Below are 5807 nucleotides of genomic sequence, written 5' to 3' on the forward strand. Positions count from 1 at the left end.
ACACCACTCACGCCGTCTACATGAAGCAATGCTCCCGTTCACAACAATGACTTCCGATGAAGCCTAATCCTGAGTCTCGCTCCGAGCAAGATGATCTCTATCTAAGCGTGTAACATCCTTAGATTGCAAAATGGCGCAATTTCTCGCAATTACGGCCTGCTGGCTCGGCTTCGATGGATAGCAGCAAAATATTGATTCCGATGTGGCTTGGTTCACACGTCCGCTGAAGTGCCTTGCTTTTCTCCACGAGAGTCCGGCTGATCTCGCCCGGGCTGCCGCTCTTCACTTGTGCAGAGGCACGCCCTTGGTGGTGAAACGCTGCATCCTGCCGCCGGGGCGCACCGGCCGTCGCGTGCCGGCCGCCTTGCCGGTGCCGGGCGGCTGGTGCGACGGCACGAGCTGGCCGGGGCGCGGGCCGATCAGGTCGGCGCGGCCCATCCGTTTCAGCGCCTCGCGCAACAGCGGCCAGTTGTCGGGGTCGTGATAGCGCAGGAATGCCTTGTGCAGCCGGCGTTGCCGCAAGCCCGTGACGGCCTCGACCTTGTCGCTTCCCCCATGCCTCACCCCGCGCAGCGGATTGACGCCGGTGTGGTACATCGCCGTGGCGGTGGCCATCGGCGACGGCAGAAAGGTCTGCACCTGGTCGGCGCGATAACGATTCTTCTTGAGCCAGAGCGCGAGGTTCATCATGTCCTCGTCGGTCGTGCCCGGATGCGCCGCGATGAAATAGGGAATCAGGTAGTACTTCTTGCCGGCCTGCCTGGCTGCAGCTTCGAACATCTGCCTGAAGCGGTGGTAGGCACCGATCCCGGGCTTCATCATCTTGTCGAGCGGGCCGCGCTCGGTATGTTCGGGCGCGATCTTCAGATAGCCGCCGACGTGATGGGTGACGAGCTCCTTGACGTATTCGGGGCTTTCCACCGCGAGGTCGTAGCGCACGCCGGAAGCGACCATCACCTTCTTCACGCCCTTCACCTCGCGGACCTTGCGATAAAGCCGGATCAGGTCATCATGCGAGGTGTTCAGGTTCGGGCAGATCTCGGGGAAGACGCAGGACGGCCGCCGGCACGCCGCCTCGATCTTCGGATCCTTGCAGGCCATCCGGTACATGTTGGCGGTCGGCCCGCCGATGTCGGAGATCACGCCGGTGAAGCCCGGCGTCTTGTCACGGATGCGCTCGATCTCGCGCAGGATCGAGCCCTCCGAGCGGCTCTGGATGATGCGGCCCTCGTGCTCGGTGATCGAGCAGAACGTGCAGCCGCCGAAGCAGCCGCGCATGATCGTCACCGAGAATTTTATCATTTCCCAGGCGGGGATTTTGGCATCGCCATAGGACGGATGCGGCGCGCGGGCGTAGGGCAGATCGTAGACGGCGTCCATCTCCTCGGACGTCAGCGGAATCGGCGGCTGGTTCAGCCACAGGTCGCGGTCGCCGTGGCGCTGAACCAACGGCCGCGCATTGCCGGGATTGCTTTCCCGGTGCAGCACGCGCGAGGCGCGGGCATAGGCCTCGCGGTCCGCTTCCACCTGCTCGCACGACGGCAGCCGGATCACGATCTCGCCGGGGCGGCGCGCGGCGCCCTCGTCGGCGGAGTCGAGGTCGTCGGCATGCAGCTCGGCACAGTCTCCGGGCACGCGGCGGAACAACGCGGTGCCCCGGATCGACGCGAGATCACGCGGCGCCTCGCCGGCGGCGAGCCGGTGCGCCACCTCGACGACGGCACGCTCGGCATTGCCGTAAAGCAGCAGATCCGCCTTGGCGTCAGCGAGCACCGAGCGGCGCACCTTGTCCGACCAGTAGTCGTAATGCGCGATACGGCGCAGCGACGCCTCGATGCCGCCGAGCACGATCGGCACGTCCTTGAACGCCTCGCGGCAGCGCTGGGCGTAGACCAGGGTGCAGCGGTCCGGCCGCTTGCCGCCCTCGCCGCCCGGCGTATAGGCATCATCGTGGCGCAGCCGGCGGTCCGCCGTGTAGCGGTTGACCATCGAATCCATGTTGCCGCCGGTGACCCCGAAGAACACACGCGGCCTTCCCAGCACCTTGAACGGCTCGGCCGACTGCCAGTCGGGCTGCGCGATGATGCCGACCCGAAAGCCTTGCGCCTCCAGCAACCGACCGATGATCGCCATGCCAAAACTCGGATGATCGACATAGGCGTCGCCCGTGACCAGCACGACGTCGCAGGCGTCCCAGCCGAGAGCCGTCATCTCGGCACGGCTCATCGGCAAAAACGGCGCCGGCCTGCCGGGATGCGCCCGGTGGCGGCTCCAGGAAAACAAAGGCTTTTCGGCGGGGGCGGCAATGTCCATGCCTCCCACCCGTAGGACGACGGGAAACCGAATTCAACCGGTCATTGCCGTCCGGTCCCGCCGCTGGTGGAACCCGCCCGTTGCCGAACAAGCTCCAATCGGCGCGATCCGCCCATCAGCGAAGCGCATTCATCCTCATGGCCGCGCGTCTGAGCCATCCCCAAGCCATCAGCGAGAACAGGGAGCAGAACGCCAGGCCCAGCGAGATCACGAACCGCCAGTCGAGGCCGCGCTCGAAATGAACGATCGTACCGCTGTCCGGCGTGGTGGAAACGAGGCTCGTCACGGAAGCAGGCAAGGTGACCGGCGCATCGTTCGTCGCGGCGCCAGCATCAGCCGGTTCTGCAGTCACGACTTGATCTGCCGGAAAAGCTCGCGCCCTGATCGAGGCCGGCTCCGGCGATGCAGTCTGCACGTGCGGGATATCCTCGGCATGCAACGCCATCTCGGGGCGGCGACGATGTTCGGCGAACGGCATCAAGCCCAGCTGGCGCGGGCGCGACGCAGGGTGGGCTGGCCGGTCCGGTTTCTTGTGGTGAACCACAACCCGTGATGGGTGTCGCGACGGATGAAGGCTATCCATCACCCGATCGGACCAGGCCATGTAGGCCTTGCAGAGATCGTTGCACGGCGGTCCATGGACATAGCCGGTTTCCGCCGCATTCGACGGCGCGGCATGTGAGGTGCCGAGACCCCCCAGAGAAACGATATGGCCAAGGACCAACGTCACCCCCAGCCTTTGCATCTGCAGAAGACCCATGCGCAATTTCCCCATCCGCAGGCCTCTGGGGAAATCACGTCAGTAGCACTGGCCAATAGTTGGATCAGATCGCGTCAATATCCGCACGGGATGCGGTCAATTTTTCGAATCGGACGGCGGCCGCCGGCGCCGTGAGTACAACCACGCAGCGTCTCGCCTAACCCGGATATCGCCACGGTTTGCCGGTAGCGCTCTCTTCGATGGTCCATTGCGGCAGCGCCAGCCCCGGCGCGACGTCGGTGAACACCATGCGCACGCGAGTGCCGATGCCGACCCGCTCGACCTCGCTCTTCGGCGCGAGCACGCCATCGGGCCGGGTCAGGTTGCCGATCACGCGCAGTCCCTCCTCCTTGGTCGGCTGGCCGCTCTGGGTGTCGAGCTCGACCAGCAGCACGAGATAGGGCGTGTACGGCTTGAATGCCGGCTGGATGGCGTGGTGGACCTCGGTGTAGGAATGCACGGTGCCGCGGCCCTCGATCGATACCCATTCCGACCTCAGCTCGGCGCACCACGGGCATGCGGTGGACGGCGGATAGCGAAACAGCTTGCACGCGGCGCATCGCTGCAAGCGAAAATCGTGCTTGGCGCAATAGGCGAAGTAGTCGAGATTCTCATGGTCGAGATCATTGATCTCGAGCGGCATGCCGAGATAGTTCGCGGATATCATTGTCTTGACCTCAAGGGTAACGGACGACTCACATGAACTTCGGCAACACCTTGGTCCACAACGCTTCCGTCGACTTCATCAGCTTCGCATGCGGGACCAGCGCGTTGTAGGTGTAGCAGAACAACCAGTCGACCGGCTGCCGCTTCATGTTGGCTTCGAGTGCGCGGGTCACGGTATCGACGGTGCCGACCAGCGCATAGCCGAGCTCGATCGACTCTTGCGCGGTCGCGAACTTCTTCGTCACCGGGTCCAGAAGACCGCGGCGGAAGCCGAACGGCTCGAACCACGCCCGGCCCGAGAAGCGGCCGGAATCCTCCCACAACGCCATCGCCTCCTCGTCCGTGTCCGCGATGATGACGTCGCGCAACAGGCCCGTGCCCTGGCCGCGAGGCCTGCCCGAGACCTCCGCATAGAGATCGAACAGCGGGGATTCATAGGCTTCATGCAGCGGCGGCAGGATCGCGGTGACGCCCTCGCGCGCCGCCCAGCGAATCGAGTTCGGCGACGACGCGAACGGCAGGAATACCGGCGGATACGGCTTCTGCAGCGGCTTCGGCACCACGCCGACCGCCTTCAGGATGCCGTTCTCGACGCCCTTGCCGTATTTCAGCGTGGTGTCGAGCTCCCACGGCGTCGGGCCGGGCGGGACCTTCCAGTACTTGCCCTGGAAGCTCAACATCTCCTCGGTCCAGCACGTCTTGATGATCTGCCAGTTCTCCTCGAACGCCTCGCGGTTGACCTGGTCGATCTCGTCATGCTGGTGCGGCAACGTCCCCGAGACGCCATGGGTCTGCTGCGCCATGATGTCGACCCAGCGCCGCTGATAGCCGCGGGCAAAGCCTGCGCAGGCGCGCCCGCCGGTCATGTGATCGAGCATCGCGATGTCCTCGGCGACGCGGATCGGGTTGGCCGCCGGCAGCACGATGCCGAGCTGGCCGACGCGGATGCGTTTGGTCTGCATCGCGAAGTAGAGGTCGAGCAACACGGGGTTGTTGGAGAGCTCGAAACCCTCGATGTGGAAGTGATGCTCGGTGAAGCTCACCGATTCGTAGCCGAGATCGTCGGCCAGTTTGACGAGCTCGGTCAGCTCCTTCAGCATGCACTGGTAGAGCTCCGGCCTCATCGCCGCCATGCCCTGCTCGATCTCGGCGCGCGAGGCGACGCTCGGCAGGCAGAATATCGATGCTTTCATTCCGCTTCCTTCCCGTCCGTCTCTTGGTTGTTGTTTGAGCTCATGAGATCAAGTTGAGATGGATCAGCATTAGCAGTGCACCTCTAGTGGAAGAGGTCGGATCGCATCGAAAGATGCGATCCGGGTGAGGGGTCTCTCTCCGCGAATCGAACTGCGTCTCGCGCTTGCTGAGGCAGCCCCTCATCCGGCGCTTCGCGCCACCTTCTCCCACAAGAGGAGAAGCAAGGGTTCCCAGACAAGGCCCCTCGCATCTGCTACCCCCGCCGCATCACCATCGCCGAGCCCGTGCCGGGCATCGCCCAGCCGAGATTGGCCGAGACCTCGGCGTTCCGGACCTGACGGCAACCACCCTCGCGATAATCGTAGGTGTGCTGGCGCTTGCCGTCGGGCCCGATCGGGCAACTGTCGTCCGCATCGCGACGGAGCTGGCGGACGTTCTCGATCACCATGGCAATGCCGTGGGTGTAGCCCTCGCAAAGGTGCCCTCCGCTGGTGTTGTTCGGCCGCCGTCCGCCGAGGCGAATGGTGCCGTCGGAGACGTAGTGACCGCCCTCACCCTTCTTGCAGAAGCCGTAGTCCTCGAGCTGCAGCATGGTAGTGAAAGTAAAGGCGTCATAGGAGCCGGTGAGGTCGACGTCCGCTGGCCCGACGCCGGAATTCGGCCAGAGGATGTCCTTGGCGTAGTGACCGGCGACGGTCGAGATCGGCCCGGTCTGGTAGTGCATGTCGACCCGCGGCTTCGAGCAGCGACCCACCACGCCGCGGATCCGCACCAGCGGCTGCTTCAGGTCCTTCGCACGCTCGGCCGTCGTGACGATGATGGCATTGGCATTGTCGGTCTCGACGCAGCAGTCGAGCAGGTGCAGCGGCTTGCA

General features: G+C 64.6%; 4 protein-coding genes and 1 pseudogene. All 5 read right to left on the reverse strand.

Annotation, left to right across the window (positions count from 1 at the left end):
• Nucleotides 1-282 precede the first annotated feature (282 nt).
• Nucleotides 283-2313, reverse strand: a complete 2031-nt coding sequence (locus tag JOY90_RS14060) for a YgiQ family radical SAM protein (protein WP_291691726.1) — start codon at nucleotides 2311-2313, stop codon at nucleotides 283-285.
• A 115-nt stretch (nucleotides 2314-2428) separates the two neighbouring features.
• Nucleotides 2429-3073: a hypothetical protein gene (locus JOY90_RS14065; protein ID WP_291691727.1), complete on the reverse strand. Its 645-nt coding sequence runs from the start codon at nucleotides 3071-3073 to the stop codon at nucleotides 2429-2431.
• Between the two features lie 157 nt (nucleotides 3074-3230).
• Nucleotides 3231-3740: an OB-fold domain-containing protein gene (locus tag JOY90_RS14070; RefSeq protein ID WP_291691728.1), complete on the reverse strand. Its 510-nt coding sequence runs from the start codon at nucleotides 3738-3740 to the stop codon at nucleotides 3231-3233.
• A gap of 28 nt (nucleotides 3741-3768) precedes the next feature.
• Nucleotides 3769-4932: an LLM class flavin-dependent oxidoreductase gene (locus JOY90_RS14075; RefSeq protein ID WP_291691729.1), complete on the reverse strand. Its 1164-nt coding sequence runs from the start codon at nucleotides 4930-4932 to the stop codon at nucleotides 3769-3771.
• Between the two features lie 254 nt (nucleotides 4933-5186).
• Nucleotides 5187-5807 (reverse strand): annotated as a pseudogene (locus JOY90_RS14080) (hypothetical protein); the annotation flags it as partial.

It is taken from the genome of Bradyrhizobium sp. (assembly GCF_019242285.1).
In the GTDB taxonomy this organism is placed as follows: domain Bacteria; phylum Pseudomonadota; class Alphaproteobacteria; order Rhizobiales; family Xanthobacteraceae; genus Bradyrhizobium.

Excerpts from the sequence above, each read along its gene's own strand:
- JOY90_RS14060 (WP_291691726.1), bottom strand. The coding sequence starts at position 2,313 with ATGGACATTGCCGCCCCCGCCGAAAAGCCTTTGTTTTCCTGGAGCCGC.
- JOY90_RS14065 (WP_291691727.1), bottom strand. The coding sequence starts at position 3,073 with ATGGGTCTTCTGCAGATGCAAAGGCTGGGGGTGACGTTGGTCCTTGGC.
- JOY90_RS14070 (WP_291691728.1), bottom strand. The coding sequence starts at position 3,740 with ATGATATCCGCGAACTATCTCGGCATGCCGCTCGAGATCAATGATCTC.
- JOY90_RS14075 (WP_291691729.1), bottom strand. The coding sequence starts at position 4,932 with ATGAAAGCATCGATATTCTGCCTGCCGAGCGTCGCCTCGCGCGCCGAG.